Source organism: Streptomyces lincolnensis (assembly GCF_001685355.1).
Lineage (GTDB): Bacteria > Actinomycetota > Actinomycetes > Streptomycetales > Streptomycetaceae > Streptomyces > Streptomyces lincolnensis.
On the sequence record NZ_CP016438.1, the window covers coordinates 3,983,066 to 4,009,031 of the forward strand.

The window sequence follows — 25,966 nt, forward strand, 5'->3', positions numbered from 1 at the left end:
GTCCGATCGTCGCACCTACCGTCGAGTAGGCGTTAGCCGGGTGGGATTGCGAACGTTTTGTTCTCAACAAAGAAGAGGTCCGCGTCACTCAGTGACGCGGACCTCTCTCGGTTCAGTGACACCGACCCGCCATGCTCGCCTCGCGGCAAGTGGTCGCTCGTAGCGACGAAGGTTGGGCCCGGGGGCTTGGATCGGGCCGGTGCCACACCCAGGCTAACAAACGGATCCCGTAAGGCCATTCCCGTCTCGACAGTTCATCGGGATCAGCCCCGGATCAGTCCCGCAGGAGGTCCGGCACGCCGGTCGCGTCCGGGGCGTCCCGCTCCCCCGACACCACCGTGAGCTGCTGGGTCGCCCGGGTGAGGCCGACGTAGAGCACCCTGAGGCCGGCCGGGGACTCGTCGGCGATCTCGGCCGGGGAGACGAGGACCGTGGCGTCGTACTCCAGTCCCTTGGCCTCCAGGCTGCCGAGGGCCACGACCCGGTCGCCGAGTCCGGTGAGCCAGCGTCCGGCCTCCTCGCGGCGGTTCATGGCGACGACGACGCCGACCGTGCCGTCGACGAGACCGAGGAGCCGGGCCGCCTCCTCACGGGTGGTCTCCGCCAGTGACTTCTGTACGACGGCGAAGCGCGGCTGGATGCCCGTGGACCGTACGGCCGACGGGGACGGGGAGCCGGGCATGGCCAGCGCCAGCACCTTGGCCGCCAGCTCGGCGATCTCGGCCGGGTTGCGGTAGTTCACGGTCAGCTGGAAGCGGCGCCGGGGCCGGGTGCCGAGCGCCTCGTCGCGGGCCTGGGCCGCCTCGTCGGGGTCGGACCAGGAGGACTGGGCCGGGTCGCCGACGACCGTCCAGGTGGCGTGCCGGCCGCGGCGGCCGATCATGCGCCACTGCATGGGCGTGACGTCCTGGGCCTCGTCGACGATGACGTGCGCGTACTCGGTGCGCTCCTGGGCGAGCCGCTCGGCCCGCTCGCGCTGGGACTCCTCGCGGACCGGCATCAGCTCTTCGAGGCCGGTGAGCTGGTCGAGCGGGTCGAGGTCGCGCTTGCGGCGCGGGCGGGCCGGGGTGCCGAGGATCGCCTGGAGCTCGTCCAGCATGGCGATGTCGTGCACGGAGAGGCCGTCGCGCCGCAGCGAGCGGGCGACCTTGCGGACCTCGCCGGGGTTGAGGATGCGGCGGGCCCAGCGGCCGAGCCGCCGCTCGTCGGTCATCGCCGCGAGGACGGCCCTCGGGGTCAGCTCCGGCCACCACGCGTCGAGGAAGGCGATGAAGCTGTCCTCCGAGGTGATGTCCTCGTCGAACGAGGACCGCAGTTCGGCGGCCAGCTCCGGGTCGCTGTGCCGGGAGCCCGCGCCGGACCGCTCCCACAGGGCGTCCAGGAGCAGTTTGCGGGCCCGGGGGCGCAGCAGGTTGACGGGGGCGGTGCCGCTGAGCGCGGTGCGGCGGACGTGGTCCAGCGTGTCCGCCTCCAGTTCGAGCCGGCGCCCGAAGGCCACGACCCGCAGGCGGGTGGGCGGGCCCGCGGGCGCCTGGGGCTCGGTGTCGTCGTCCCCGAAGGCGAGCTGGCCCGAGGCGGTGTTCCCCGGGGAGGAGCCCGACTCCAGCGCCCCGCGGGCCGCCTTCCGCAGCACCCTCAGCATGCGGTACGAGCCCTTGGCACGGGCCACCGCCGGGGAGTCGTACAGCGTGGCCTCGGCTCCGTCGACGAGTGAGCCGATGGCGCGGATGGCGACCTGGCCCTCCTCGCCGAGGGAGGGCAGCACGCCCTCGGTGTACGCCACCAGCAGCGGGGTCGGGGAGACGATGAGGATGCCGCCCGCGTACCGGCGCCGGTCCTGGTAGAGCAGGTAGGCGGCGCGGTGCAGCGCGACGGCCGTCTTGCCCGTCCCCGGTCCGCCCTCGACGTAGGTCACCGAGGAGGCGGGGGCGCGGATGACGAGGTCCTGCTCGGCCTGGATGGAGGCGACGATGTCCCGCATGGTGTGGGTGCGGGCCTGGCCGAGGGCGGCCATCAGGGCGCCGTCGCCGATCACGGCCAGTTCCCGGCCGCCGAGGAAGGCCTTGAGCTCGGGGCGCATCAGGTCGTCCTCGACGCCGAGCACCCGGCGTCCCTTGGAGCGGATGACCCGACGGCGGACGACCCGGCCGGGGTCGACCGGGGTGGAGCGGTAGAACGGCGCGGCCGCCGGGGCCCGCCAGTCGATGACCAGCGGGGAGTAGTCCTGGTCGAGGACCCCGATGCGCCCGATGTGCAGGGTCTCGGCGATGTCGGCGGTGTTGTCCTCCCGCACGGCGCCTTCGGCGGCTTCCACGGCGGTGTAGGCGCCGTCGGGCCCCTTCTTGCCGTCCTTGCCGAGGAGTAGGTCGATCCGTCCGAAGAGGAAGTCCTCGAACTCGTTGTTCAGCCGGTTCAGGTGGACACCTGCCCGGAAGACCTGCGCGTCCCGCTCGGCGAGTGCGCCGGGCGTGCCGACCTGGCCGCGTTTGGCCGCGTCGTTCATGAGGAACTCGGCCTCGTGGATCTTCTCCTCCAGCCGCTGGTACACCCGGTCCAGGTGTTCCTGCTCGACGCTGATCTCCCGTCCCCGCACGGATTCCTGGGTGGAGTCCTGTGCGGAGCCGTGAACCGCGGTTTCCTGCTGAGCCTGAGCGGCCACCGGGCCCCCTTCTGACGTGCTGGGCAGCCGTCAACCGTACGCGAAAGGGGGCCCGGGAAGCTATGTGTCCGCTCTCAGCGATTCACACGTCGATCTGGGCGAGCTTCTTGCCGTCGAAGGTCATGACCTCGATGTGGTCCAGCTGGCTCTTCGACATGGCCACGCCGCCGCCGATGTAGAGCGGGTTCTTGGCCTGCTCGGTCTTGGCGTCCGGGATGCCGTAGCCCCACTTGGGGACCGACCAGGAGGCGGCCGTCTCGCGCTCGCCGCTCTTGCTGACGAAGATCAGGGAGCACTTGAGCGGGCCTTTGACGCCCTTGAGTTCCAGCACGGAGTTCAGGCCCCAGGCCTTCTCCTGCATGGCGACGGTGGCACTGACGTTCGTCGTGGCGTCGGTCACCGAGACCTTGTCGGCGGGGCTGATGTGCTTGAAGAGGTCTTGGGCGGGGTTGGCCGCAAGAGTTTGCTGCCCGGTCTTGGGGTCACCGGAGTCGCCGCCGTTGGCCGCCACGGCCGCGAACGGGCCGCCGATGATCATTACGGCCGCGGCCGCCACCATGTAGAAGCTGCGCCGGCGCTTCTGCGCGCGCTTCTCGGCGACGTCGTCCACCAGCTTGTTCACCAGCCGCGGGCTGGGCTTGGCGGAGAGCGACTCGCCGATGGCGGGTGTGCCGGAACCGGGCAGGTCCGCGAGCGCGGCCAGCATCGGCTCCATGCCGGCGAGTTCGTCGAGCTGCTGGGCGCACCATTCGCAGGTGGCGAGATGGGCCTCGAAAGCGGTTGCCTCGGCGTCGTCGAGGATCCCGAGGGCGTAGGCGCCGACGGTCTCATGCTCACTCGGGCCCGGAGATCCCATCATGGCTCCAGACATACCCGACCCACCTGTACCGAATCCCTGGTTTCCCCCGTAAACACTCATCACGCCGTCACCCCCCGCTCCTCCAGAGCCAGCTTCATCGAGCGCAGGGCGTAGAAGACCCTGGAGCGGACGGTTCCGCTGGGTATGCCCAGGGTTTCGGCCGCCTCGTTGACGGTACGCCCCTTGAAATACGTCTCGACGAGCACCTCCCGGTGAGCCGGGGTCAGGTCGTCGAGCGCGTCAGACAGCGTCATCAGCCACAGCGCCTTGTCGATCTCGTCCTCCGCGGGGATGACCTCCAGCGGCGACGGGTCGACCTCCTGCGGCCGGGCCTGCCGGCTGCGGTGGCCGTCGATGACGATGCGGCGTGCGACCGTCACCAGCCAGGGGCGTACCGAACCGGTCGCTCGATTGAGCTGGCCGGCGTTCTTCCAGGCACGGATGAGCGTCTCCTGCACGACGTCCTCGGCTCTCTGCCGGTCGCCGGCGACAAGACGCAGGACGTACGCAAGGAGGGGTCCGGCGTGCTCTCTGTACAGGGCACGCATCAGCTCCTCATCTGGTTCCGAGGGCTGGGACATGCGATGTCGGGCCCTCGATCCACGTTCATTGGCCACGACGGAATCCTTGCGCACGCCCACCTCCGATGTCCGGGGGTTCCCCCAGTCGGTCGCTCCTCCACGGGTACGGACGCGGGCAGTTGTGTGTTCAAAGTCGCGCGACAGTTTTCTTGTGGGTGTCGTGACGAGGCCGGACATGACAGCACATTCCCGCCGCGTGATCTTTACATTTCCGCCACATCGACCAGATCAAGCCAGCTGCCCGGAGCGGCCGGAAAGTAAACGACGTGTAATCGAAATCACTTCGACAGCCGCTCCACAGAAGGGACATAACGGCCCCTCAGGCACGGGCGAGCGCCGCCCGACGCCGGTGCCGGGCCACCCTTTCGCGGTTTCCGCAGACCTCACTGGAGCACCAGCGCCTCCTGCGTCCCCGCGAGGTGTCGAGATAGACGATCGGGCAGTTGTCCCCCTCGCACTGCCTGAGCCCCGCTCTGGCGACCGGGTCGGTGAGCAGTTCCACGACGTCCCGGGCGACGGCACCGAGCAGCGCCTCGCACGCGGGCGGACCGGCCAACTCCCGCACCAGCGCGCCGTCCTCACCGGGCACGGCCCGTGGAGCCGGTGGCGCGGCGCGGGCGATCTCGTTGACCCGGGCGAGCGCCACGTCGTACGGCCGGCCCTCCGGTGCGAGTCCGCCGGGCACCAACTGTCCGACACGGCCGCGCAGTTCGCGGAAACCGACGAGCCAGGAGGCGTCGGCGTGGGTCAGCGGGGTGCCGTCGGGGACGAGTCCCGCCCGGGTGATCCAGGCGCACAGCACCGTGACGGAGTCGAGGCGTTCGACGGGGTGAGTGGTCGCGAGGAGATCCAGACAGGTCCGCCCGGAGTCGAACCGCAGCTCGTAAGCGACCGTGGCCGTACCCAATGCCATGTGCCTGTCACCGCCTAGGGGTCACCCCGGGAGGGCGGGGTGGGAGAGATACCAGTGAGGGAGGGCTGGTGAACCGTTCCCTCTAACAGTGCCTGCCCGCTCTCGCGGCCGGAACCCCTCGTACCGGCGGACGGCTGTGGACGCCCGCGTATGCGGGCGCGCGCATCGGCCATGTTCCGGCGGCCCCCGCGGTCCTTGACTGAAAGGCATGACACCGAAGACGAGCACCACCGCCGGAGGCGTTCTGGGCGCGGCCACCATCGCCACGGGGCTGATCGCCGGGACCTTCTACATCTTCGTCTTCGCCGTGATGCCGGCCCTGGCGCGCGGCGACGACCGGACCTACATCCAGGTCATGCGGGACATCGACGGCGTGATCACGAACCCGGTGTTCCTGCTGACCTTCAACGGCGCGCTCCTGCTCACGGCGATCGCGGTCTGGCAGTCCCGCGGCACCCCCTACCTCCGGTGGGCCTGGGCCGCGTTCCTCGCCTACGCCCTGAACTTCCTGGTCACCGTGGCGTTCAACATCCCCCTCAACAACGACCTGCACCAGGGCAGCGACTGGTCCGCCCTGCGAGAGGACTTCGAGGACCCCTGGGTGGCGTGGAACGCGGTACGCACGGTGTTCTCGACACTGGCGCTGGGCTTCCTGGCGAGGACGCTGGTGCTGTACGGCAGGAGGCGGCCGTCGTCCTAGCCGCCCCGCCGGCCGCCCCCGCCCAGGGTCCGGCCGGCGGATCAGGTCGCAGGTATCCGCCGGCGTCTGATCAGTTCCGGTGAAGGGGTGCGTGCAGCTGCAAGGCGCGGGAGGGCGTCGACGCGGGGCATCGGCAACCGACGACAACGCTGCTGGGGCCCCCGCGTCCGCGACATGATCCGCCGGACAGGCCCCAGCCGTCCCCGCCTCTCCCCGCGTGCCTGCTCACGTATCCGAGTACTTGGAATCCGCCGCCGGATCCAGCGCCAGCCGGTAGCCCCGCTTCACCACCGTCTGGATCAGCTTCGGGGCGCCCAGGGCCGTTCGCAGGCGGGCCATCGCCGTTTCCACGGCGTGCTCGTCGCGGCCGGCGCCGGGAAGCGCCCGCAGCAGGTCGGAGCGCGCCACGACCCACCCCGGCCGCCGGGACAGGGCCCGCAGCAGGGACATGCCGGCGGGCGGCACCGGTTTCAGCTCCCCGTCCACCAGCACCGCGTGGCCGCGGATCTCCACCCGGTGCCCGGCGATCGGCAGCGTCCGCGCCCGGGCGGGCAGTTCCTGGCACAGCAACTGGACGAGCGGCCCGAGCCGGAAGCGCTCGGGCGAGACCGTGTCGACGCCCAGGGCCTGGAGCGGCAGGGCGGTGACCGGGCCGACGCAGGCCGGGAGGACGTCGTGGTTGAGGGCGGCGAGGAGTTCGGGCAGCAGGCTGCGGTCCTCGGCCCGGGAGATCAGCGACGCGGCGGCCGGCGCGCTGGTGAAGGTGAGCGCGTCCAGGCCACGGGAGACGGCCGCGTCCAGCAGCCGGTCCACCGGCCCGATGTCCTCCGGCGGCAGCCACCGGTAGACGGGGATCCCGAGCACCTCCGCTCCCGCGGCGCGCAGAGCCTCCACGAAACCGGGCAGCGGCTCGCCGTGCAGCTGAATGGCGATCCGACGGTCCTCGACGCCCTCCTCCAGGAGCCGGTCGAGCACCTCGGCCATGGACTCCGACGACGGCGACCACTCCTCGGTGAGGCCGGCCGCGCGGACGGCGCCCTTGACCTTGGGGCCGCGCGCGAGCAGCTCGACCCCGCGCAGCCTGGTCAGCAGGTCCTCGCCGAGGCCCCAGCCGTCGGCGGCCTCGATCCAGCCGCGGAAGCCGATCGCGGTCGTGGCGACCACCACGTCGGGTGCCTGGTCGATGATCTGCTTGGTGGCCGCGAGCAGCTCGCTGTCGTCGCTGAGCGGCACGATGCGCAGGGCGGGGGCGTGCAGCACCGCGGCTCCGCGCCGCTGAAGCAGCGCGCCCAGTTCGTCGGCCCGACGCGCGGCGGTGACTCCCACGGTGAACCCCGCGAGGGGGCCATGGTCCGGTCGCTGTTGTTCGTCGTACATAACTTCTCGTCCCGGAGTCGTCTTGCACCTACCCAGCAGGTGAGGGCACCAGCATGCCGACCGAGCCTGTCAACGGCTCGTGACAGGCTCGGTTCGGGTTCATGTCGCCAGTGTTACGTCACACCTCGGCGTAGCTGAACTGCGGGTTCGCCTCTGTGGCGGCTGTGGTCTCGGCCTTCGCGGCCGTACGGCGAAGGTATACGGCCCAGGTGACCACGAAGCAGGCGGCGTAGAAGACGAGGAAGGCGACGAACGCTCCGGTGCCGGAACCGTAGGAGAGGAAGGACTGGCGGAAGGCGAGGTTGATGCCGACACCGCCGAGCGCGCCCACCGCCCCGATGAGCCCCATGGAGGCACCCGAGAGGCGACGGCCGTACGCGGCGGCCTCCTCGCCCTGGAGCCCCTTGGCGAGGGCCTTGTTCTGGAAGATGCCGGGGATCATCTTGAACGTCGAGCCGTTGCCGAGGCCGGTGAGGACGAACAGCACCACGAAGGCCACGGTGAACAGGGCCAGCGACTTCTCCATGCTGGCGGCGATGAGGACCGAGGTCGCCACGCCCATGCCGACGTAGTTGTACAGCGTGATCTTCGCGCCGCCGTACTTGTCGGCCAGCCACCCGCCCAGCGGGCGGATCAGGGAGCCGAGCAGCGGGCCGATGAAGGTGACGTACGCCGCCTCCAGCGGGGTCCGGCCGAACTGGTTGGTCAGCACCTGCCCGAAGGCGAAGCTGTATCCGATGAAGGAACCGAAGGTGCCGATGTAGAGGAAGGACATGATCCAGGTGTGGGCGTCCTTCGCGGCGTCCTTGGCGGCGCCGGTGTCGTTCTTCACGTTCTCGATGTTGTCCATGAAGAGCGCGGCGAGGACGGCGGCGACGACGATGAACGGGATGTAGATCCCGAGCAGCACGCGGGGGCCCCCGCTGGCGCCGATGATCGCGAGCGCGACCAGCTGGATGACCGGGACACCGATGTTGCCGCCGCCCGCGTTGAGGCCGAGGGCCCAGCCCTTCTTCCGCAGGGGGAAGAAGGCGTTGATGTTGGTCATCGAGGAGGCGAAGTTGCCGCCGCCGATACCGGCCAGCAGGCCGACCAGCAGGAAGGTGTTGAAGGAGGTGCCCGGCTCCATCACCGTGAACGCGGCGACGGTGGGCACGAGGAGGAGCGCGGCCGAGACGATGGTCCAGTTCCGCCCGCCGAAGATCGCCACGGCGAAGGTGTAGGGGACCCGGACGACGGCTCCGACCAGGGTCACGAACGAGGTCAGCAGGAACTTGTCGGCCGGGGTCAGGCCGTACTCCGGGCCCATGAAGAGCACCAGCACGGACCACATGGTCCAGATCGAGAACCCGATGTGCTCGGAGAGGACGGAGAAGAGGAGGTTGCGGCGGGCGACCTTCTCTCCGGTCTCCTTCCAGAAGGTCTCGTCCTCCGGATCCCACTGCTGGATCCAGCGGCCGCCCCTGCTCGGGGGTGCGGGGGCTGTGCTCGGGGCTGTCATGACGCCTCCACGGTGCGACGGGGCTCGGTCGTTCAAGGGAGTGGCTGAGTCCCGACGGTAGGGAGGGCGCGTTTCCGGGCTGTGGCAACGAGTGACCGGTAAGGAACTTTGCTCTCACCGAGAGTGGAGGTGGGATGAGAGGTTTCGGAACCTCATGTGACCCGGTTCATATCGGAGCGAACACGGGCAGGGCGGATGAGGGTCACCGGTGCCTGCCGCTGCGGCCCCCCTGCGCGCCGTTCGGCCACAGCCGCGGTTTCCGCTTCGCCGCCACGTCCTCCATCCAGCCGAAGCACAGGACACAGCCTGCGGTGAGGACCCAGACGACGGCCAGCAGGGGCCAGGAGCTCTCCAGGAACCAGGGGAGGTTCTGCTCCAGCAGCGGCACGCTCCACAGGTGGTCCCACAGGGACTCGGCGACGACGATGCACAGGTTGTGCCACAGGTAGATGGTGACCGCGCGGGAGTTGAACAGGGCGATCAGCCGGTCCCAGCGGCGCAGCGGTCGCGGCCACTGGGACCAGGAGGGGCTGATGTGCAGGAGCAGCAGCACGGTGGCGAAGGACCACAGGGACTGGGCGAAGGGGATGTCGTCGAGGTCGTGGTCCGGTTTGAAGCCGTGCGTGAGCATGTACCACAGGCCCGCACAGCCGATCACGGGCGCGACCGAGGGCACGACATAGCGGGGCAGCCGCTTCAGGATGCCTTCCTGGTGGGCCATGCCGAGCAGCCAGCAGGCACCGAACGCGCCGAAGTCGATCAGCGCGGAGTCGATCCGCGGGCTGGGCACGCTCAGCCAGCCGGACTCCAGCAGCGCCGACAGCAGGACCGGCGACAGGATCGTCGGCCACGGCAGCGCACGCAGGGCCTTCAGCAGCAGCGGCGAGAGCAGCACGAACCAGAGGTAGGCGCGGATGTACCAGAGCGGTACGGCCATCTGCTCGGCCCACTCGGGCCCGATCAGCCCGCCGACTCCGCTCAGGCCCTCGCCGTACGGCGGATCGCTCAGCGGGAGGATCCAGTAGCCGAGGTGGAGCCACCACCAGCCCGGGTGGCCCTCGGCGTCCGGTCCCCAGCCCTGGAGCAGCATGCCGCTCACGCCGATCGCGCCCAGCAGCCACAGCGGCGGCAGCAGCCGGCGCAGTCGGCCGCGGACCACCTCCACGGCGGGGCGCCTGCTCAGGGAGCGGGCCATGAGGTTGCCGGCCAGGGCGAACATCACGCCCATGGACGGGAAGATCACCGGGAGCCAGGCCCAGCCGAACAGGTGGTAGAAGACGACCCGGAACAGGGCGATCGCCCTCAGCAGGTCGAAGTAGCGGTCACGGCCGGACCCGGCGGGCCGGCTCGGCTGCTCCGGTACCTCCGGGAGCGGCTCGTCCGGTCGCGCGGGCGCCTGGGGTTCGTACGGCGTCGTACTCATGCCACCGTCCTCCCGCCCACGACCTGTCCGCCGCGTCCGGCCGGTTCGCTCGGCGGCGCGGACACCCCGCCCTTGCGCCGCAGCTTCTGCCAGCGCAGGCGGCCGCCGGTGAGGGCGGTGATCCAGGACTGGAGCAGCACGACGTACATCAGCTGCCGGTACAGGATCTGCTGGAGTGGCAGCGAGATCAGCGGGGTGAGTTTCTCGCGGTCGAGGATGAAGGAGTACGTGGCGCAGACCGCCTGGACGGCCAGGACGCCGAACCAGGCGAGGATCGTCTTCTCGGTGGGGCCGAAGACCAGGCCGTAGACGAGGAAGATGTCGATCAGGGGCGCGAGCAGCGGGGCCAGGACCATGAAGAGGGAGACCAGCGGCAGGCCGACACGGCCGAAGCGGCCCGAGGGGCCCTTGTCGAAGAGGGCGCGGCGGTGCTTCCAGATGGCCTGCATGGTGCCGTACGACCACCGGTAGCGCTGGGACCACAGCTGCTGGACGGACTCGGGGGCCTCGGTCCAGGCGCGGGCCTTCTCGGCGTAGACGACCCGCCAGCCGTCGCGGTGGATGGCCATGGTGATGTCGGTGTCCTCGGCGAGCGTGTCGTCGCTCATGCCGCCGACGCGTTCCAGGGCGGTGCGGCGGAAGGCGCCGACCGCGCCGGGGATGGTGGGCATGCACTGGAGGACGTCGTACATACGGCGGTCCAGGTTGAAGCCCATCACGTACTCGATGTGCTGCCAGGCGCCGATGAGGGTGTCCTTGTTGCCGACCTTGGCGTTGCCGGCGACCGCGCCGACGCGGGGGTCGCCGAAGGGCTGGACGAGCTCGCGGACCGTGGAGGGCTCGAAGACGGTGTCGCCGTCCATCATCACGACCAGGTCGTAACGGGCGTTGGCCACACCGCGGTTGAGGGCGGCGGGCTTGCCCGCGTTGAGCTGGCGGACGACCCGGACGCCCGGCAGGGCGAGGTTCTCCACGATCCGTGCCGTGCCGTCGCTGGAGCCGTCGTCGATGACGATGACCTCGACGGGGTGCTCGCCGGCGATCAGTGAGCGGACGGTGTTCTCGATGCACTTGGCCTCGTTGTACGCCGGCACCAGCACCGAGACCGGTTCGGTGACCGGTGGTCCCCAGCTGAAGTCGCGGCGGCGGACCCGGCGGGCGTGGATGCCGGAGAGCACGAACATCAGGCCGAAGCGGGCGAGGACCAGGAAGCCGATGATCGCGAGGCCGACCACGAGGACGGCGGTGATGTTGTCCGAGGCCTGGACGAGGAAGACCCAGGCGGTGCCCTTCCACCGGTCGACGCCGGCGACCTCGGTGTGCGCGCTGGGGGCGTCCAGGGCCTCGGTGAGGTTGTCGAACGCGTAGCCCTTCGCCTTCATCTGCGGCAGGAAGCGGTCCAGGGCCTCGACGGTCTGGTGGCGGTCGCCGCCGGAGTCGTGCATGAGGACGATCGCGCCCTTGCCGTCCTCGGGCGTGACGTTGCGGATGATCCGCGCGGCGCCCGGCTTGCGCCAGTCCTCGCTGTCGACGCTGGTGACGACGGTGATGTAGCCGCGGCTGCCGATGTACTGGGTGACCGGCCAGGACTCGTTGTCCATGGCGGCGGCGAACGAGGAGTACGGCGGCCGGAAGAGCGAGGTGCGGATGCCCGCGGCGCCGGTGATCGCGAGCTGGTTCTGGGACAGCTCCCAGTCGATGCGCTTCTTCGACTGGTAGGAGAGGTCGGGGTGGTTGAAGGTGTGCAGGCCGATCTCGTGGCCCTCGTCGACCATGCGCCTGACCAGGTCCGGGTAGCGGGAGGCCATGGTGCCGGTGACGAAGAAGACGGCGTGCGCGTCGTGTTCCTTCAGCACGTCCAGGACCTTCGGGGTCCAGGTCGGGTCGGGGCCGTCGTCGAAGGTGAGGACCATGTGGCGGTCGGGCACCTTCAGCGTGGCGGGGCTCTTGCCCCGGGTGTCGATGACCGGTCCGCCGTCGATGACCTTCTGGGGCACCTTGTCGGCCGACGCCTCGGGCCGGACTCTGTGGTCGGCAAGGATCTCGCTGTGCACATAGCCGCGCAGCATCAGCATCGCCATCAGCGCGGCGAGGACCAGTATGGGCAGCAGCAGACGCATGGGAAGGCGGCGGCGCCGGGAGCCGTCGGGGGCTCCGGTCGCGGCCCCGGGACGGCGGGTGCGGGTTGCCATCAGAGGTTGTGCTCCGGGGACGGGGATGCCATCTGGGGATGTGCACCGGGATCGGGGGCGTCATCGAACGATGAGCGCCGGGTGTGCGGGTGCCACGGGGTGGGGGCACCGAGGGGACGAGCGCCGTCAGACGACGGGCGTCGGCGGTACGGGTGCCGTCGGGTGGACAGCACCGGTGGGCCGAGTCCCGCCGGGGACGAACACCGGGGTGCGGTGCCCGTCCGGGCGACGGAGGCGGGGTCTGGGACCGCCGGCGTCGGCGGGGGTACGCCGGGAGTGGGCGGTGAGACCGGGCGTCCGCCGGGGGCGGACGGTGAGGCGACGGCGGCCACGGGGACCCGGTAACGCCGGCGGGGTCACAAGCGGGGCGCGCACTCCGAGCCGGTCACCGGACACCTCGTACCGGGACACCTCGTACTGGGACACCTCGTACCGGCCGCCGGAGTCCCTGGGCCAGGGAGCCGAGGGGCCTGGTCGCACGGGGAGCACGAGGCCGAGGCCGGCTCCCACGGCCTCGCGGCACGCCGCCGTCAACCGCCCCGCGCGCGCCGGGAAGCTCCCCGTCATCAGGCGATGATCAGGATGGACGAGGAGGACGTCGAGGGCTCGGGGTCCGTCGGACCGGGGCTGGCCGACGCCGTGGCGACGGGGGCCGGGGAGGTCGTGCCGTCGGCCACGGTGCCGGGGCCGTCGCCGCCGTCGCCGGTGCCCGTGGTCTGGGTCGGTGTGGCGGTGGGACCGGTGTCGGTCGGTGTCGGGGTGGGCGTGGGTGTGACCGGCGGGGTCGGTGTCGGCGTCGGGTTGGGCACGGTCGGGTTGGTGCCCGGGCCCGTGGCGGTACCGGTCGGGGTCGGCGCGGTGGCCGTGGGTGTGCCCTGCCGGTCGGGGCTGGTGGTGGCACGGGGCGCGGAGGCGCCGGGCGCCGGAGCGGTGCCGGTGGCCTGTCCCGCCGTGGGCGTGGGCCCGGGCGAGATGCCCCCGACGCCGGACGGCAGCGCCGACTCGGCGGGCAGCGGCGGGGTGTCGACCTTGCCGGCGGGCCTGCCCTCGTCCTGGCCCGGCACGGGCAGCCAGGCCGCGTTGGAGTTGCCGGACAGCAGGGTGGCGACGATGACGACGGCGTAGGTCCCGCAGGCGAGGCCGACGGCTATGCCGATCCGGCGGAAGCGGCGGCTGCGGCGGCCCGACTCGTCGACGAAGACGGGCCCGTCGGAGCCGTCCTGGGCTGCCGCGGGGCCGCCCGGTCCGCCGCCCTTGGCCTGCCGTACGAGCAGGTCCTCCAGGTGCTGACCGATGTTGTCGAGTTGGACGGTCACCTCGTGCGGGTCGTGCGCGGGCGGGGTCCGCCCGGCAGCGGCCTCTTGGCCGGAACCCGACGCATCGGCCTCCTGCCACGGGTCACGGACGGCGGCCGCCGGACCCGTGTGGTCCGCGCCGGACCCGAACCCGCCGGGTGACGCGAGGATGTCGGCCCGGCCGGCCCGGCCGGTGTCGGGGACGCCTCGGGCGCCTCGGCCGCGATCTCTCGTCCCGTCCGTGACGGCGGCGGACCGGCCGCTCCCGCCCGGGATTCCGCTTCCGGGCTGGCTCGGAATCTTCGTGCCCCCGGTCTCCGGGAACGCCTGGGTACCTCGCCCGGTGGGCGACGGATCCTGCTCGGACGCGGCCTCGGGCCATTCCGGTTGGGTGTCTTCCCGCAACTTCTTCACGCGCACGCATTCCCCCCACGGGACGGTTCCAGGTGCGCTTTCGACTCGAGCACCCGTCGGCCGAACCGAGCCCCCACCCGGTCCGAGCGCCCCCCTTTATCACACTGTGCTCAGGCCCAGAATGTAGCGCACATGGAGGTTGTGTGTTGGACGCGCGGTCAATTGTTGACACTCATCAGGTCCACGTCAGTGGCTGGAATCCATCCACCCGCAGGTCGACGGGACCAGCCCTCTTCGGCTGTGAGTTCGAGCACTGCCCGGCGCAGCGCGTCGAAGCCGGGATGTGCCAGCCCCTTCCGCCACACCAGTGACACCGGCGACAGGGGAATCGGATGTATGAGCGGACGCAGCACCCTCGCGGGCATGGCCGGAAAATCCACCACCGCGAGGATCGGATTGCACATTTTTGCCATCATCCGCTCGAACTCCTCGTGCCCCACGGCCAGCGGAACGGGTGGCGCGACCGAGATGCCCCTCCCCTCGAAGAGGCGGTACGCGAGATCGGTCCACTCCGGTGTGCGCGGATTCCCGGCGCCCGCGTACACCGACTCCCCGGCGAGCGCGTCGAGCGGCACCGCCTCCAGCGCCGCCAGCGGATGGTCCTCGGGCAGCACGACCGCCATCGGCTCCAGGCGCACGAGCTGATGGTCGAGACCCGCCCGCAGCGCGGGGTCCAGCCCGGCGAACCGCCCGAAGGAGACGTCCAGCCGGCCCGCGAGCAGCTCGACCGCCGCGCCGGTCAGCCCGCTCTCGTAGCGGGCCATCAGCTCGCACTCGGGGGCGAGTCCACGGGCCCGGTGCAGCACCCTGCGGCTGGTGCCGAGATCCGGGTGGTTCAGATCCACCAGCAGCGGCCTGGCCTGCCCGAACGCGGCGAGCAGCTCCTCCTGTGCCGCCAGGACCCGGCGCGCGTACGGCACCAGCCGCTCGCCGTCGGCGGTCAGCGTCACCCGCCGGGTCGTCCGGACGAACAGCTCGGCGCCCAGCTCCCGCTCCAGTCGCCGCACATCCCGGCTGAGCGCCTGCTGGGCGACATAGAGCCGGGTGGCGGCGCGCGTGAAGTGGAGTTCCTCGGCGACGGCCAGGAAGGAGCGCAGCAGGCGGGGGTCGAGAGGGTGACCGGTCGTGGGCATCCGGCGAAGCTACAACCCGGGTGCGTGAATCAGTACGGGAATTCACCACCGAGGTGCGTGAATGCGTCCCGAGCAGGTGTTGGACCCCTTGATCGGCCGCGGGCGACCGTTGGTCCATGCCGCATCCCGCATCCGAGGACCCGAGAAGGCCTCCCCTGTTCACCGTCACCGCCGACACCCTCGTCGCCGTCGACTTCGGCCCGCGCACCGCCGGTGAACCCGGCCCGTACCGCCGACTGTTCGCCCTCCCCGGCACCCGTGCCTTCACCGTCGGGAACCTGCTGGCCCGCCTCCCGATGGGGATGTTCACCGTGAGCGCGGTCCTCATGATCGCCGGGACCCGGGGGTCGTACGCCCTCGCCGGTGCCGTCACCGCGACCGGGCTGGCGGCGACCGCGGTGGTCGCCCCGTGGACCGCGCGGCTCGTCGACCGGTACGGACAGGCCCGGATCGCCGTGCCCGCAACCCTGCTCGCGGCGCTGGGCTCACTCGCGCTGGTGCTGTGCGTGCGGTCCGGGGCGCCCGCCTGGACGCTCTTCGTGGCGTACACGGCCACCGCCACGACCCCCAACACCGGGGGCATGTCCCGTGCCCGCTGGGCCCATCTGCTCGCCGGGAAGCCCGAGGCCCTGCACACCGCGAACTCCTTCGAGCAGGCGGCGGACGAGTTCTGCTTCATGCTGGGCCCGGTGCTCGCGGCCCTGCTGTGCGGGGCGTTCTTCCCCGAGGCGGGCACCCTGGCCGGCGTCGCGCTGCTCGTGAGCGGCATCCTGCTGTTCGCCGCGCAGCGTTCGACGGAGCCGCCGGTGCGCGACCGGGTCGCCGCGAGGACTCCCCTGCGCGCCCCCGGCATGCCCCCGCTGCTCGCGATCTGCTGCGCCATGGGGACGGTGTTCGGGGCGATGGAGGTCGTCACGATCGCCTTCGCGGACGCGCAGGGGCACCGCTCGGCGGCCGGCGTGGTGCTCGCCCTCCAGGCGGCGGGCTCGTGCGCGGCGGGCCTGCTGTACGGGGCCGCGAGGCCGAAGGGGCCGGCCGGGCACCGCCATCCGTGGTGTGTCGCCGCCATGACCGCGCTGCTGACCCTGCCGCTGCTCGCCGCGTCCCTGACCGGCTCCCTGCTCGTGCTGGCGGGCGCGCTGCTGGTCGCGGGGATGGCGACGGCCCCGACGATGATCACGGGCATGGCGCTGATCCAGGAGCGCACCCCCGAGGGGCGCCTCAACGAGGGCATGACGCTCGCCGTCACCGGCCTGCTCGGCGGCATCGCCTGCGGGAGCGCCGTGGGGGGCTGGACGGTGGAGCACGTGTCGGCGACGGCCGGGTACGGGGTGCCGGTCGCGGCGGCCGCGGCGGCACTCATGATCGCGCTCCGGCCGTTCGATCCGTCGAATCGCTTCACCGATTCCTCCGCGCCCCATTGACGCACTCACAGGGGAGACATACGTTCGCCCGTCGAAGCGCTTCGACGTCCGACATCGAACCGATTCGACGATCGCTGCGCGACGCCCCGAGACCCATCCGGCTCCGACGTCGTGGAGGCACGGAAATGTTGACGGCACGAAGGCGTGTGACGGCCCTGGCCGCGGCCGCCCTGAGCGGAGCGCTGCTCCTGACCTCCTGCGGCGACTCGGACAGCGGGTCCTCCGAGGACGGCAAGACCCTGCGGCTCTGGCACTACGAGGCCCCCAACAGCGCGATGGGGCAGGCCTGGAACGAGGCGATCGAGGAGTTCAAGGCCAAACACCCCGGTGTGAAGGTGGAGTTCGAGGCGAAGGGCTTCGAACAGATCCAGAAGACCGCCCCGATGGTCCTGAACTCCTCCGACGCGCCCGACGTGATGGAGTACAACAAGGGCAACGCGACGGCCGGCCTGCTGTCCAAGCAGGGGCTGCTCACGGACCTGACCTCCGAGGTGACGACCCGCGGCTGGGACAAGAAGCTGAGCGCGGGCGTCCGCACCACCAGCCAGTACGACGCCCAGGGCGTCATGGGCTCCGGCAAGTGGTACGGCGTGCCCAACTACGCCGAGTACACGATGGTCTTCTACAACAAGGACCTCTTCGCGAAGTACAAGATCCCCGAACCGAAGACGCTCGCCGACCTGACGGCCGCGATGGACGTCTTCGTCCGCAACAAGATCACCCCGCTCGCCAACAGCGGCGCCGAGTACCCCGCCCACCAGTACCTCTACCAACTCGCCCTGTCGAAGGCCGACCGCTCCTGGGTCGACGCCTACCAGCTCTACAAGGGCAAGCCCGACTTCCACGACGCCGCCTGGACCTACGGCGCCGAGACCTTCGCCGACTGGGTGAAGAAGGGGTACATCGCCAAGGACTCCACCAGCGCCAAGGCGGAGCAGGCCGGTGTCTCCTTCATCCAGGGCAAGGCACCGATCTTCTTCTCCGGCAGCTGGTGGTACGGCCGCTTCGTCGACGAGGCGAAGTTCGACTGGGGCACCACCCTGTGGCCCGACTCCCCCCTCACCCTCGGCTCCGGCGGCAACCTCTGGGTGGTCCCCAAGGGCGCCAAGAACAAGAAGCTCGCCTACGACTTCATCGACATCACCATGTCGAAGAAGATCCAGAACCTGCTCGGCAACAAGGGCGGGGTCCCGGTCGCGGCCGACCCGAGCGCCATCACCGACCCGAGGTCCAAGGAGCTGATCGCGAACTTCAACACCGTCTCCCAGCGCGACGGCCTGGCCTTCTACCCCGACTGGCCCGCCCCCGGCTACTACGACGTCCTGGTCTCCGAGACGCAGAAGCTGATCACGGGCGGCGCGAAGCCGGACGGCTATCTGGACGCCTTGCAGGAGGCGTACGACAAGGACGCGCCGAAGCGATGACGGTGACCGTCGAACGGGGTGCGCGGACGGTCGGCAAGGGCCCCGCCGTCCGGCCCCCGCGCCGCCCCGGCTCCTCCTACGCCCTGTTCCTGCTGCCGGGTGCCCTCGCCTTCCTGACCGTGATCGTCGTGCCGTTCCTGATGAACACCGGCGTGAGCTTCACGGACTGGCAGGGCGTGGGCTCCCCCGAGTGGTCCGGGCTCGCCAACTACCGCGAGCTGTTCGACGACTCCGAGTTCTGGGCGTCGTTCCGGCACAGCCTGTTCATGGTCGTGGCGATGGCCGCCGTACCGACGGCGATCGGGCTGGTCCTGGCCGCCGCGCTGTTCGACTACGTCGGCAAGCACTTCGGCGGCAAGGTCGCCGCCGTGCTCCGCGCCTGCTTCTACCTCCCCCAGGTGCTGCCCATCGCGGTCGCCGGCATCGTCTGGAGCTGGATCCTCGCCCCCGAGAACGGCTCCCTCAACGAGGTCCTGAAGGCTGTCGGGCTCTCCTCCTGGCAGCAGGACTGGCTCGGCGACCCCGACATCGCGCTCTACAGCGTCATGGGCGTGATGGTCTGGGTCCAGCTCGGCTTCCCCCTGGTCATCTTCATGGCCGGCCTGCAACGCGTCGACCCCCAGCTGCACGAGGCCGCCGAACTGGACGGCGCCGGCTGGTGGCGCCGCTTCTGGCACATCACGCTCCCGCAGATCCGGCCGGAGATCTACGTGGTCCTCACCTGGTGCACGATCGCCGCGCTCAAGGTGTTCGGCGCGGTGTACGTCCTGACGAAGGGCGGACCGGGAGGCGCCACCAACGTGCCCTCCTACTTCTCCTTCACCACGTTCTTCGAGAAGACGCAGGTCGGTTACGGCGCCGCGATCTCCACCGTCCTCACCGTGATCATCCTCGCCCTCTCCCTGATCGGCCTGAAGCTCCAGACCCGTGCCGAGGATGCCGAGGAAGGGGCCCGCGCATGACCACAGTTCTGCGTCGCTATCCGGTGCTGATCGCCCTGTGCATCGGGGCCCTCTTCATGGTCGTGCCGTTCGCGATCGTCGCCGTCAACGCGGTCAAGTCGCCGACGGAGTACGCCCAGAACGGGCCGCTGAGCCTCCCCGAGGGCCTCTATCTCGACGGGATCAAGGACTTCTGGGAGCGCGTCGACTTCGGCCGGAAGCTGGTCAACTCGGTGCTGATCAGCGGGGCGGTGGCCGTTCTCGCGGTCGTGCTGTCGGTGCTGAACGCGTACGCGATCGGCATCGGCCGGATCAAGGGCCGCACCTGGGTGCTCGCCTTCTTCGTACTGGCGAACATGCTGCCGCAGGAGGCGCTGGTCTACCCGATCTACTACCTCAGCAAGGAGGCCGGCCTCTACGACACCAGGCTCAGCGTGATCATCGTGTTCACGGTGATCCAGGCCGCCTTCGGCACCTACCTGCTGTCCTCCGTGCTGGGCCAGTTCCCGCGCGAGATCCTGGAGGCGGCGCGTATCGACGGTGCCACCAAGTGGCAGGTGCTGTGGCGGATCGTGGTCCCCGTCAGCCGCCCCACCCTCGGTGTGCTGCTGGTCTTCTTCTTCATCTGGACCTGGAACGAGTTCCTGCTCCCCCTGGTCATGTTGATCTCCAACGACAACCAGACGGTGTCGGTGGCCCTCGGTGTCCTCCAGGGCCAGCGCCTGATGGACGCCACGATGACCAACGCGGCCGCCCTGCTCGGCACCCTCCCCGCGATCGTCTTCTTCCTCGTGTTCCAGCGGACCCTCACCCGCGGCATCGCCGTGGGTGCAGTCAAGTAAGGATCCCCCCACCATGAAGTTCACCGACGGCTACTGGCTGCTGCGCGAGGGCGTCACCGCCGCCCATCCGGCCGAGGTCCACGAGGTCACCTCGGCGGACGGCCGGCTGGACATCCTCGCGCCGACCCAGCCCATCCGCCGCCGCGGCGACCTGTTGAAGGGACCGGTCGTGACGATCAGCGCCCACGCCCCGATACCCGACGTCATCGGTGTCACCTTCACCCACTTCGAGGGCGAGCAGCCCTCGGGCCCCGAGTTCGAGGTGCGGACGGAGGACGTCACCGCGCACACGGAGTACGACGAGGAGCACGCGACCCTCACCTCCGGCGCGCTGTCGGTGCGGGTGGCCCGCACCGGCTCCTGGCACGTGGACTTCCTCGCGGGCGGCCGGGTGCTCACCGGCAGCGGCCCCAAGGGCATGGGCATCATGCGGGACGCGACCGGCGCCCACTACCTGCGCGAACAGCTCGGCCTCGGCGTCGGCACCTCGGTGTACGGCCTCGGTGAGCGCTTCGGTCCGCTGGTCAAGAACGGCCAGGTCGTCGACATCTGGAACGCCGACGGCGGCACCGCGACCGAACAGGCCTACAAGAACGTCCCGTTCTATCTCACCGACGCGGGCTACGGCGTCTTCGTCGACCACCCGGGCAAGGTCTCCTTCGAGGTCGGCTCGGAGGCGGTCTCCCGGGTGCAGTTCAGCGCGGAGACCCAGGAGCTGACGTACTACGTCATCTACGGCCCGAGCCCCAAGGAGATCCTGAGCAAGTACACCGCCCTCACCGGCCGCCCGGCCCTGCCGCCCGCCTGGTCGTTCGGGCTGTGGCTGTCGACGTCGTTCACCACGTCGTACGACGAGGAGACCGTGACGTCCTTCATCGAGGGGATGCGGGAGCGCGAACTGCCCCTGTCCGTCTTCCACTTCGACTGCTTCTGGATGCGCGAGTTCAACTGGTGCGACTTCCAGTGGGACCCGCGCGTCTTCCCCGACCCGGAGGGCATGCTCGCGCGGCTGCACGCGCGGGGCCTCAGGGTGAGCGTGTGGATCAATCCGTACATCGCCCAGAGATCCCCCCTGTTCGCGGAGGGCAAGGCGCTCGGCCATCTCCTGAAGCGGCCCGACGGCAGCGTCTGGCAGTGGGACCTGTGGCAGCCCGGCATGGCGCTGGTCGACTTCACCAGCCCCGCGGCCCGCGACTGGTACGCGGCCAAGCTGGAGGCGCTGCTCGCGCAGGGCGTGGACTGCTTCAAGACCGACTTCGGCGAGCGGGTGCCGGTGGACGTGGCCTGGTCCGACGGCTCCGACCCGGAGCGGATGCACAACTACTACTCGTACCTCTACAACCGCACCGTCTTCGACGTGCTGCGCAAGCACCGCGGCGAGCAGGAGGCGGTGGTCTTCGCCCGCTCGGCGACGACCGGCAGCCAGCAGTTCCCGGTGCACTGGGGCGGCGACTGCGAGTCGACGTACGAGTCGATGGCCGAGTCGCTCAGGGGCGGGCTCTCCCTCGGCCTGTCCGGTTTCGGGTTCTGGAGCCACGACATCGGCGGCTTCGAGGGCACCCCGAGCCCGGCGCTCTTCAAACGGTGGCTGGCCTTCGGCATGCTGTCCTCCCACAGCCGGCTGCACGGCAGCTCCTCCTACCGGGTCCCGTGGCTGTTCGACGAGGAGTCCGTCGACGTACTGCGGCACTTCACCCGGCTGAAGCTGCGCCTCATGCCCTATCTGTACGAGGCCGCGCGCACCGCCCGGGCCGAGGGCGTGCCGGTGATGCGGGCGATGGTGCTGGAGTTCCCGGACGACCCCGGGTGCGCGCATCTGGAGCGGCAGTACATGCTCGGTCCCGATCTGCTGGTCGCGCCCGTCTTCAGCGACGAGGGCGAGGTCGCGTACTACGTCCCCGAGGGCACCTGGACCCACTTCGTGACCGGCGAGACGGTCACCGGGCCGCGCTGGGTCCGGGAGAAGCACGACTTCCTGAGCGTGCCGGTGCTGGTGCGGCCCGGAGCGGTGATCCCGGTGGGCGCGGTCGCCGACCGGCCCGACTACGACCACGCCGACGGGGTCGTCCTGCGAGCGTACGGCCTCGGGCGGGGCGACCAGAGGACGGTGCGGGTCGGGGAGGTGACCTTCACCGTCGTCCGCGAGGGCGATCTGCTGCGGGCCTCGTGCAGTGATCCGGCGGCGCCCTGGGGGCTGGCCGTGGGCGAGCGCGAGGTGCGGGCGGAGACCGGAACCGGGTTCCTGACGGTGGAGTGGGCCTGATGGTGAAGATCACGGATGTGGCACGGCACGCCGGGGTCTCCCCGAGCACCGTGTCCTACGCGCTCAGCGGCAAGCGGCCCATCTCCGAGGAGACCCGGCGCCGGGTCGAGGAGGCCATCCGTGAGCTGGGCTACCGTCCGCACGCGGGCGCCCGGGCGCTGGCCAGCAGCAGGTCGAAGGTGCTGGCGCTGGTGATCCCGCTGCGGGCCGGCATCCACATACCGGTCGTCATGCAGTTCGCGGTGTCGGTCGTCACCACGGCCAGGCGCTACGACCACGACGTCCTGCTCCTGACCCAGGAGGAGGGTGAGGAGGGCCTGCGCCGGGTCGCCGACACGGCCCTCGTCGACGCGCTGATCCTGATGGACGTCCAGCTGCACGACCCCCGGCTGCACCTGCTGCGGACGCTGGAACGGCCCTCCGTGATGATCGGCTTTCCCGCCTCCTCCGAGGGCCTGACCTGTATCGACCTCGACTTCAAGGCGGCCGGCGAGCGGTGCGTGGAGCATCTGGCGGGGCTCGGCCACCGGGTGGTGGCGCTGGTCGGGTCGCCGCCGGAGGTGTACGTGCGGCAGACCGCGTTCGCCCAGCGCGTGGTCCAGGGCTTCACGGCCGCCGCCGACCGCAACGGGCTGTCCTCCGCGGTCCACCCCTGCGAGGCGGCGCCCGGCTCCGCGCGGGCCGTCGCCGAACGGCTGCTGCGTGAACAGCCCGCGCTGACCGGGGTCGTCGTCCACAACGAGGCCCTGCTGGAACCGCTGATCGACGCCTTCGAGCAGCTCGGGCTGCGCGTGCCGGGCGACCTGTCCGTGACCGCCATCTGCCCCGACGAACTCGCCGAGTCGGTCCGCGTCCCGATCACCTCCGTGGCCCTGCCGTCCGCGGAACTCGGCACCCGGGCCGTGGAGCTGCTGATGCGCAAACTCGGCGGCGGGTCCTCGGTGCCCGAGGCGACCCTGCTGCCGCCCCGGCTGACGGAACGGGCGAGCACGGGACCGCGCACCGCCCCCTGATGTCCGGCAACACCCGTATGCAAGGCCCTACCTGAAGGAGCCGTGACATGAAAGGCAGAAAGAGACGTAGGTTCACCGTGTTGTTGGCGCCGGTCATGCTCGTGGGGCTCGGCGCCACCGCCCCCGCTCACGCCGAGGCCCCGCTCCCCTTCCGCGACCCGTCCCTGCCTGTGGACCGCCGCGTCGACGACCTGCTCGACCGCCTCACCCTCGACGAGAAGATCTCCCTGCTCCACCAGTACCAGCCCGCCATCCCCCGCCTGGGCATCCAGTCCTTCCGCACCGGCGCCGAGGCCCTGCACGGCGTCGCCTGGCTCGGCGAGACCACCGTCTTCCCGCAGGCCGTCGGGCTGGCCTCGACCTGGGACCCGGCCCTGATGGAGCGGGTCGGCTCGGCGGTCGGCGACGAGGCCCGCGGCTTCCAGCACGCGCGGCCGGCCGGCTGGGGCCTGAACCTCTGGGCGCCCGTGGCGAACCTGCTGCGCGACCCGCGCTGGGGCCGCAACGAGGAGGGCTACAGCGAGGACCCGCGGCTGACCGGCGCCCTGTCGACGGCCTACGGCAAGGGCCTGACCGGAGGCGACCCGGACCACCTCAAGACGGCTCCCACCCTCAAGCACTACCTCGCCAACAACAACGAGTGGCACCGCACCACCACCTCCTCCGACCTGCGCCCGCGCGTCGCCAAGGAATACGACGAGGCCGCCTTCAAGCCGGCAATCGAGGCGGACGCGGCGACCGGCGTGATGTCCTCCTACAACCTGGTCAACGGCCGCCCCGCGACGGTCAATCCGGACCTGAACGACGTCGTACGGTCCTGGACCGACCGCGATCTGTTCAACGTCTCCGACGCGTTCGCCCCGGGCAACATCCCCGGCGACCAGCGGTACTACCCCACCCTCGCCGAGGGTGACGCGGCCGCACTGAAGGCCGGCCTCGACAGCTTCACCGACAACAACGACGACTCGGGGGTGACGATCCGGGCGATCGACTCCGCTCTGGACCAGGGTCTGCTGGCGGAGTCCGACATCGACGAGGCCGCCTCGCACGCCCTGTCCGTCCGCGTCCGGCTCGGCGAGTTCGACCCGGGCGGCGGCAGGTACGGCTCGATCGACAAGTCCGTGATCAACAGCCCGGCCCACCGCCGGCTGGCCCGCGAGGCGGCGACCGAGGGAGCGGTCCTGCTGAAGAACCAGGCCGGTGCGCTGCCGCTGAAGAAGTCCGCCAAGGACGTCGCCGTCGTCGGTCCGCTCTCCGACATCCTCTACACCGACTGGTACTCGGGCACCCTGCCCTACGCGGTCACCCCCGCCGACGGCATCGCGGCCAAGCTCGGCAGGCCCGTGACCACCAGCGAGGGCGTGGACCGCATCACCCTGCGGGACGCGGCGACCGGGTCGTACGTCACGGCCGGCACGGGCACGGCGGGCGGCCCCCTGAAGGCGGGCGCGACTCCGGGCGAGGCCGCCCGGTTCGACGTCTCCGACTGGGGCGCGGGCGTGGTCACCCTGCGCTCGGCCGCCAACAACCGGTACGTCGGCTACAACGGCTCGGCCTTCGTCAACGACCAGGTGCAGCCGGGCGGTTGGTACGTCCAGCAGCAGTTCAAGCTGGAGAAGCAGGCCGACGGCACCCATCTGCTCCGGTACGCGGGCTACGAGACCGAGGAGCCGTGGTGGTCGAACCCGGTCTACCTGGGCCCGACGGACGCGGACGGCACCCTGGGCCTGGTCGAGAAGGACAGGGCCGCCCACTACACGAAGGACGTCGTCCGTGACGGTGTGGCCGAGGCGGTCGCCGCGGTGAAGGGCAAGGACACCGCGGTCGTCGTGGTCGGCTCCAACCCGTCGATCAACGGCCGCGAGGCCCACGACCGCACCGACATGAGCCTCGCCCCCGCCCAGGAAGCCCTGGTCAGGGCGGTCCGCAAGGCCAACCCGCACACGGTCGTGGTCGTCGAGAACAGTTACCCCACCACCCTGGGCGCCCTCCAGCAGGAGGTCCCGGCGCTGCTGTGGACCTCCCACGCGGGCCAGGAGACCGGCAACGCGCTGGCCGACCTCCTGTACGGCGACGCCAACCCCTCCGGCCGCCTCACTCAGACGTGGTACCGGTCCGAGTCCGACCTCCCGTCGATCCTCGACTACGACATCATCAAGTCCGACCGCACCTACCAGTACTTCAAGGGCCGGCCGCTGTACCCCTTCGGCCACGGCCTGTCCTACACGACCTTCCGCTACGGCGACCTGAAGCGCGTGGGCGACGGCTACGAGGTGCGGGTCACCAACACGGGCCGGCGCGCGGGCGACGAGGTGGTGCAGCTGTACGTCCATCAGCGCGTCTCCCGCGACAAGCAGCCCCTGAAGCAGCTGAAGGCGTTCGAGAAGGTCTCGCTGAAGCCGGGCGAGACGAGGACGGTCCGGCTGCCGCTGACCGCCCGGGACCTGGCCCACTGGGACGTCACCCGCTCCCGGTGGGTGACCGAGGGCGGGACCTACGACGTCATGGTGGGCTCCTCCGCCACGGACCTGCGCGCCCGCACGGCGTGGACGGTACGCGGCGAGACGATCCCGCCCCGCGATCCGGCCCGTACGACCCGCGCCGAGAACTTCGACGACTACTCCGGCGTCCGGCTGGTCGACGAGTCCAAGGTGCGCGGGACCGCGGTGGGCGCGTCCGCCGACGGCGCGTGGCTGAAGTTCGCCGACACCCGGCTGGGCGCGGGCACGGATGCGTTGACGGCCCGGCTGGCGGGTGCGCCGGGCACCGTGGAGGTCCGTCTGGGCTCACCGGACGGACCGCTCGCCGGCACGGCACACTTCTCCGGCACCTCCTCGCCGTACACCTACGAGACGGTGACCGCCGAGCTCGCGGGAGTCGAGCGGGGGCGGGCGGACGTGTACCTGGTACTGAGCGGGGGTGTGCGGCTCTCGACGTTCAGTATCCGCTGAACAGGCGCGTGGCGCGGGGCCGTCGGCAGCGGCTGGCGGCAATGCGCCACGCGTCCCTCAT

Annotated in this window: 18 protein-coding genes; 8 read left to right on the forward strand and 10 right to left on the reverse strand. The window is 70.8% G+C overall.

Going from position 1 to position 25,966, the window contains the following annotated elements; all coding sequences use genetic code 11:
- Window positions 1-274 precede the first annotated feature (274 nt).
- The 4 genes from SLINC_RS17635 to SLINC_RS17650 form a co-directional block, all read right to left on the reverse strand.
- Complete coding sequence (locus SLINC_RS17635) at window positions 275-2,659, reverse strand: HelD family protein (RefSeq protein ID WP_067433606.1); 2,385 nt, start codon at window positions 2,657-2,659, stop codon at window positions 275-277.
- 82 nt (window positions 2,660-2,741) lie between these two features.
- Window positions 2,742-3,530: an anti-sigma factor family protein gene (locus SLINC_RS17640; protein WP_269466257.1), complete on the reverse strand. Its 789-nt coding sequence runs from the start codon at window positions 3,528-3,530 to the stop codon at window positions 2,742-2,744.
- A gap of 47 nt (window positions 3,531-3,577) precedes the next feature.
- A complete protein-coding gene (locus SLINC_RS17645; protein WP_010039908.1) occupies window positions 3,578-4,099 on the reverse strand; it encodes a sigma-70 family RNA polymerase sigma factor in 522 nt (173 codons plus the stop codon).
- A 319-nt stretch (window positions 4,100-4,418) separates the two neighbouring features.
- Window positions 4,419-5,012 carry a CGNR zinc finger domain-containing protein gene (locus SLINC_RS17650; RefSeq protein WP_067433612.1) on the reverse strand — a complete coding sequence of 198 codons (594 nt, stop codon included), beginning with the start codon at window positions 5,010-5,012 and terminating at the stop codon, window positions 4,419-4,421.
- A gap of 208 nt (window positions 5,013-5,220) precedes the next feature.
- Between SLINC_RS17650 and SLINC_RS17655 the strand changes: the two genes are divergently transcribed.
- Complete coding sequence (locus tag SLINC_RS17655) at window positions 5,221-5,712, forward strand: anthrone oxygenase family protein (protein ID WP_067433615.1); 492 nt, start codon at window positions 5,221-5,223, stop codon at window positions 5,710-5,712.
- A gap of 225 nt (window positions 5,713-5,937) precedes the next feature.
- Here SLINC_RS17655 and SLINC_RS17660 read toward each other — a convergent pair whose 3' ends face one another.
- The 6 genes from SLINC_RS17660 to SLINC_RS17685 form a co-directional block, all read right to left on the reverse strand.
- Window positions 5,938-7,089: a uroporphyrinogen-III synthase gene (locus tag SLINC_RS17660; protein ID WP_067433618.1), complete on the reverse strand. Its 1,152-nt coding sequence runs from the start codon at window positions 7,087-7,089 to the stop codon at window positions 5,938-5,940.
- 118 nt (window positions 7,090-7,207) lie between these two features.
- Window positions 7,208-8,590, reverse strand: coding sequence for a nitrate/nitrite transporter (locus SLINC_RS17665; protein WP_067433621.1), 1,383 nt, complete (start codon window positions 8,588-8,590; stop codon window positions 7,208-7,210).
- A gap of 202 nt (window positions 8,591-8,792) precedes the next feature.
- The gene (locus SLINC_RS17670; RefSeq protein WP_067433624.1) at window positions 8,793-10,013 is read right to left on the reverse strand and encodes an acyltransferase family protein; all 1,221 of its coding nucleotides are present in this window, start codon (window positions 10,011-10,013) and stop codon (window positions 8,793-8,795) included.
- Window positions 10,010-12,205: a bifunctional polysaccharide deacetylase/glycosyltransferase family 2 protein gene (locus tag SLINC_RS17675; protein ID WP_067433628.1), complete on the reverse strand. Its 2,196-nt coding sequence runs from the start codon at window positions 12,203-12,205 to the stop codon at window positions 10,010-10,012. Before SLINC_RS17675 ends, SLINC_RS17670 begins: the two co-directional genes overlap by 4 nt.
- A gap of 566 nt (window positions 12,206-12,771) precedes the next feature.
- A complete protein-coding gene (locus SLINC_RS48005) occupies window positions 12,772-13,521 on the reverse strand; it encodes a hypothetical protein (protein ID WP_159425343.1) in 750 nt (249 codons plus the stop codon).
- A gap of 551 nt (window positions 13,522-14,072) precedes the next feature.
- A complete protein-coding gene (locus SLINC_RS17685; protein ID WP_067433631.1) occupies window positions 14,073-15,047 on the reverse strand; it encodes a LysR family transcriptional regulator in 975 nt (324 codons plus the stop codon).
- Window positions 15,048-15,163: 116 nt separating this feature from the next.
- Here SLINC_RS17685 and SLINC_RS17690 point away from each other — a divergent pair, with 116 nt between their 5' ends.
- The 7 genes from SLINC_RS17690 to SLINC_RS17720 all read left to right on the forward strand — a co-directional run bounded on the left by SLINC_RS17690 (window position 15,164) and on the right by SLINC_RS17720 (window position 25,905).
- Window positions 15,164-16,471: an MFS transporter gene (locus SLINC_RS17690; protein ID WP_067433634.1), complete on the forward strand. Its 1,308-nt coding sequence runs from the start codon at window positions 15,164-15,166 to the stop codon at window positions 16,469-16,471.
- Window positions 16,472-16,596: 125 nt separating this feature from the next.
- The gene (locus SLINC_RS17695) at window positions 16,597-17,895 is read left to right on the forward strand and encodes an ABC transporter substrate-binding protein (RefSeq protein WP_067433637.1); all 1,299 of its coding nucleotides are present in this window, start codon (window positions 16,597-16,599) and stop codon (window positions 17,893-17,895) included.
- Complete coding sequence (locus SLINC_RS17700) at window positions 17,892-18,857, forward strand: carbohydrate ABC transporter permease (RefSeq protein ID WP_067433639.1); 966 nt, start codon at window positions 17,892-17,894, stop codon at window positions 18,855-18,857. Before SLINC_RS17695 ends, SLINC_RS17700 begins: the two co-directional genes overlap by 4 nt.
- Window positions 18,854-19,678 carry a carbohydrate ABC transporter permease gene (locus SLINC_RS17705; RefSeq protein WP_067433641.1) on the forward strand — a complete coding sequence of 275 codons (825 nt, stop codon included), beginning with the start codon at window positions 18,854-18,856 and terminating at the stop codon, window positions 19,676-19,678. The genes SLINC_RS17700 and SLINC_RS17705 overlap by 4 nt, the downstream gene beginning before the upstream one ends.
- A gap of 13 nt (window positions 19,679-19,691) precedes the next feature.
- Window positions 19,692-21,941 (forward strand): alpha-xylosidase, encoded by a 2,250-nt coding sequence (gene yicI, locus SLINC_RS17710; protein ID WP_067433643.1) that lies wholly within the window; start codon window positions 19,692-19,694, stop codon window positions 21,939-21,941.
- Window positions 21,941-22,954 (forward strand): LacI family DNA-binding transcriptional regulator, encoded by a 1,014-nt coding sequence (locus SLINC_RS17715; protein WP_182449206.1) that lies wholly within the window; start codon window positions 21,941-21,943, stop codon window positions 22,952-22,954. The genes yicI and SLINC_RS17715 overlap by 1 nt, the downstream gene beginning before the upstream one ends.
- 47 nt (window positions 22,955-23,001) lie before the next feature.
- Window positions 23,002-25,905: a glycoside hydrolase family 3 protein gene (locus tag SLINC_RS17720; protein ID WP_067433646.1), complete on the forward strand. Its 2,904-nt coding sequence runs from the start codon at window positions 23,002-23,004 to the stop codon at window positions 25,903-25,905.
- Window positions 25,906-25,966: the final 61 nt, after the last annotated feature.

Excerpts from the sequence above, each read along its gene's own strand:
- SLINC_RS17690 (WP_067433634.1), top strand. The coding sequence starts at position 15,164 with ATGCCGCATCCCGCATCCGAGGACCCGAGAAGGCCTCCCCTGTTCACC.
- SLINC_RS17705 (WP_067433641.1), top strand. The coding sequence starts at position 18,854 with ATGACCACAGTTCTGCGTCGCTATCCGGTGCTGATCGCCCTGTGCATC.
- SLINC_RS17660 (WP_067433618.1), bottom strand. The coding sequence starts at position 7,089 with ATGTACGACGAACAACAGCGACCGGACCATGGCCCCCTCGCGGGGTTC.
- SLINC_RS17675 (WP_067433628.1), bottom strand. The coding sequence starts at position 12,205 with ATGGCAACCCGCACCCGCCGTCCCGGGGCCGCGACCGGAGCCCCCGAC.
- SLINC_RS17665 (WP_067433621.1), bottom strand. The coding sequence starts at position 8,590 with ATGACAGCCCCGAGCACAGCCCCCGCACCCCCGAGCAGGGGCGGCCGC.
- SLINC_RS17720 (WP_067433646.1), top strand. The coding sequence starts at position 23,002 with ATGAAAGGCAGAAAGAGACGTAGGTTCACCGTGTTGTTGGCGCCGGTC.
- SLINC_RS17715 (WP_182449206.1), top strand. The coding sequence starts at position 21,941 with ATGGTGAAGATCACGGATGTGGCACGGCACGCCGGGGTCTCCCCGAGC.
- SLINC_RS17685 (WP_067433631.1), bottom strand. The coding sequence starts at position 15,047 with ATGCCCACGACCGGTCACCCTCTCGACCCCCGCCTGCTGCGCTCCTTC.
- SLINC_RS17640 (WP_269466257.1), bottom strand. The coding sequence starts at position 3,530 with ATGTCTGGAGCCATGATGGGATCTCCGGGCCCGAGTGAGCATGAGACC.
- SLINC_RS17655 (WP_067433615.1), top strand. The coding sequence starts at position 5,221 with ATGACACCGAAGACGAGCACCACCGCCGGAGGCGTTCTGGGCGCGGCC.
- SLINC_RS17670 (WP_067433624.1), bottom strand. The coding sequence starts at position 10,013 with ATGAGTACGACGCCGTACGAACCCCAGGCGCCCGCGCGACCGGACGAG.
- SLINC_RS17645 (WP_010039908.1), bottom strand. The coding sequence starts at position 4,099 with ATGTCCCAGCCCTCGGAACCAGATGAGGAGCTGATGCGTGCCCTGTAC.
- SLINC_RS17700 (WP_067433639.1), top strand. The coding sequence starts at position 17,892 with ATGACGGTGACCGTCGAACGGGGTGCGCGGACGGTCGGCAAGGGCCCC.
- SLINC_RS17650 (WP_067433612.1), bottom strand. The coding sequence starts at position 5,012 with ATGGCATTGGGTACGGCCACGGTCGCTTACGAGCTGCGGTTCGACTCC.
- SLINC_RS17695 (WP_067433637.1), top strand. The coding sequence starts at position 16,597 with ATGTTGACGGCACGAAGGCGTGTGACGGCCCTGGCCGCGGCCGCCCTG.
- yicI (WP_067433643.1), top strand. The coding sequence starts at position 19,692 with ATGAAGTTCACCGACGGCTACTGGCTGCTGCGCGAGGGCGTCACCGCC.